The 2527-nt window shown below is 67.8% G+C and carries 2 protein-coding genes; both read left to right on the forward strand.

Annotated features, from left to right (window positions below):
* The first annotated feature begins 121 nt into the window (after positions 1-121).
* Positions 122-1105 carry an alpha-ketoacid dehydrogenase subunit beta gene (locus WAW85_RS15090; RefSeq protein WP_422560406.1) on the forward strand — a complete coding sequence of 328 codons (984 nt, stop codon included), beginning with the start codon at positions 122-124 and terminating at the stop codon, positions 1103-1105.
* A 14-nt stretch (positions 1106-1119) separates the two neighbouring features.
* On the forward strand, positions 1120-2436 hold the full coding sequence (locus WAW85_RS15095) for a dihydrolipoamide acetyltransferase family protein (protein ID WP_422560407.1): 1317 nt from the start codon (positions 1120-1122) through the stop codon (positions 2434-2436).
* Positions 2437-2527 lie beyond the last annotated feature (91 nt).

Genomic DNA, 2527 nt, shown 5'->3' on the forward strand with positions numbered 1-2527 from the left:
CCCTGGCACTGGCCGACCCGCCGGCCCTCGCACTCTTCGACAACGTCTACGCCGGTACCCACCCGCTGATCGACGCCGAACGCCGCGACTACGCCCGCTACCTGGACACCCTGGACGACCGATGACCGCCGTGCACGCCGAGCGCCTGCCGCTCGGCAAGGCCATCAACGCGGGCTTGGCCGCGGCAATGGCTGGCGATCCGAAGGTAGTCTTGATGGGCGAAGACATCGGCAAACTCGGCGGCGTCTTCCGGATCACCGACGGTCTGCAGGAACAATTCGGTGCCGCGCGCGTGATCGACACGCCGCTGGCCGAATCCGGGATCATCGGCACCGCGGTGGGTCTCGCGTTCCGCGGCTACCGGCCCGTCTGCGAAATCCAGTTCGACGGCTTCATCTATCCCGCCTTCGACCAGATCATCACCCAGGTTGCGAAGCTGCACTACCGGACCGCTGGCGCGGTCACAATGCCGCTGACCATCCGCGTGCCGTACGGCGGCGGGATTGGCGCCGTCGAACATCATTCGGAGTCGCCGGAAGGCTACTTCGCCGCGACTGCCGGGCTGCGCGTGGTGACGTGCAGTAACGCCTCGGACGCCTACTGGATGATCCAGCAGGCCATCGCATCGGACGATCCGGTGCTGTTCTTCGAGCCGAAACGCCGGTACTGGGAGAAAGGTCCGGTGGATGCCGAGCCCTACCCCCTGCACACGGCGCGCGTAGTCCGCAGCGGCACCGACCTGACGTTGGCCGCGTACGGCCCCCTCGTCACCACCGCCGTCCAGGCTGCTGAGGTAGCGCAGGCGGAGGGCCGCTCAATCGAGGTGGTGGACCTGCGCACACTGTCGCCGCTCGACATCGACACACTCGCCGAATCAGTACGACGAACCGGCCGGCTCGTGGTCGCCCACGAGGCTCCGGTGTTCATGGGCCTGGGCGCGGAGATTTCCGCCCGCATCGTCGAGGCGTGCTTCTACCATCTGGAAGCCCCCGTGCAGCGGGTCGGCGGCTTCGCGACGCCGTACCCCCCGGCGAAACTCGAGTCGCATTACCTCCCGGACGTCGACCGGATTCTCGACGCCGCCGACCGCGTCTTCGCCGCGTGAGAGCCGAGGACTTGATGACCGCAACTGAAACCTTCCACCTTCCCGACCTCGGTGAAGGGCTGACCGATGCCGAACTGGTCCGCTGGGACGTGGCCATCGGTGACGTGATCGAACTGAACCAGGTCATCGCCGAGGTGGAGACCGCGAAAGCCGCCGTCGAACTCCCCTCCCCCTTCGCGGGCACCGTCGTCGCCCTGCACGCCGCCGCGGGCACCGTCCTGGACGTCGGCGCCCCGCTGATCGAGGTCGAGATCAATTCATCGCCATCCGCTGCTGATGGTCCCCGGCGCGTCGCCGATGACGAAACCCCGACGCGCACACCGGTGCTCGTCGGTTACGGCGTGGCTGCGGACGCAAAGAGCCGCCGACGCTCGCGGTCATCGGCAACTGAGCCGACCTCCCCTCCGCCGCCTGCGGCGAGCGAACCCCCTGTGCCGGTTGAGCGAGCGAAGCGAGTCGAAAGCACCCGCCCCCTCGCCGCCCCGCCCATTCGCCAAGCCGCGCGCGACGCCGACATCGACCTCGCCGACGTCACCCCGACCGGCACCCACGGCGAGGTGACCCGTGATGACCTGAACCGTTTCCGCGACAGTGCACCCGGATCGTCGTCGTCCGGATCGGTCACCACCGGGCGCGAGACCCGCACCCCGATCCACGGCGTGCGCCGTCGTACCGCCGAGGCCATGGTGGCGAGCGCGTTCACCGCCCCGCACGTGACCGAATTTGTCGACGTCGACGTGACCGCGACGATGGACCTCGTCGCGAAGCTCGGCGCGCACAAAGACTTCGCCAACGCCCGTCTCACCCCGCTGGCCCTCGTCGCCAAGGCTCTCCTGGTGGCGCTGCGCGAGAACCCGTCACTCAACTCGAGTTGGGACGAGGTCGCCGGCGAGATCGTCACCAAGCACTACGTCAATCTCGGGATCGCCGCGGCCACCGGACGCGGCCTGCTGGTCCCGAACCTCAAAGATGCGCAGACCCTGCCCCTGCGCGATCTCGCCGCCGCTCTCACCGTCCTCACCGCAATCGCCAAAGACGGCCGCACCCCGCCGGCAGATCTGGTCGGCGGCACCATCACGATCACCAATATCGGTGTCTTCGGTATCGACGCGGGCACACCGATCCTCAATCCGGGCGAGGCCGCCATCCTCTGCTTCGGCGCGGTCCGTCGTCGACCGTGGGAATACGACGGCACCATCGCGCTCCGCCAGGTGACGACGCTAAGCCTGTCGTTCGACCACCGCTTGGTTGATGGCGAGCAGGGCTCCCGATTCTTGGCCGCCATCGCCGGCTTCCTCGCAGACCCGCTCACCCTCCTGGGTTACGTCTAACGGCACCCATACAAAAGCGGCCCCACCCGTAGGTGGAGCCGCTTTTCGAGTGCGCCCGAAGGGATTCGAACCCCTAACCTTCTGATCCGTA

Origin of the sequence: Gordonia sp. (in: high G+C Gram-positive bacteria), assembly GCF_049299075.1 — a bacterium.
Classification (GTDB): domain Bacteria; phylum Actinomycetota; class Actinomycetes; order Mycobacteriales; family Mycobacteriaceae; genus Gordonia.

What these genes read in the sequence shown, in the direction of transcription:
- WAW85_RS15090 (WP_422560406.1), top strand. Translation starts at nt 122, where the DNA reads ATGACCGCCGTGCACGCCGAGCGCCTGCCGCTCGGCAAGGCCATCAAC.
- WAW85_RS15095 (WP_422560407.1), top strand. Translation starts at nt 1,120, where the DNA reads ATGACCGCAACTGAAACCTTCCACCTTCCCGACCTCGGTGAAGGGCTG.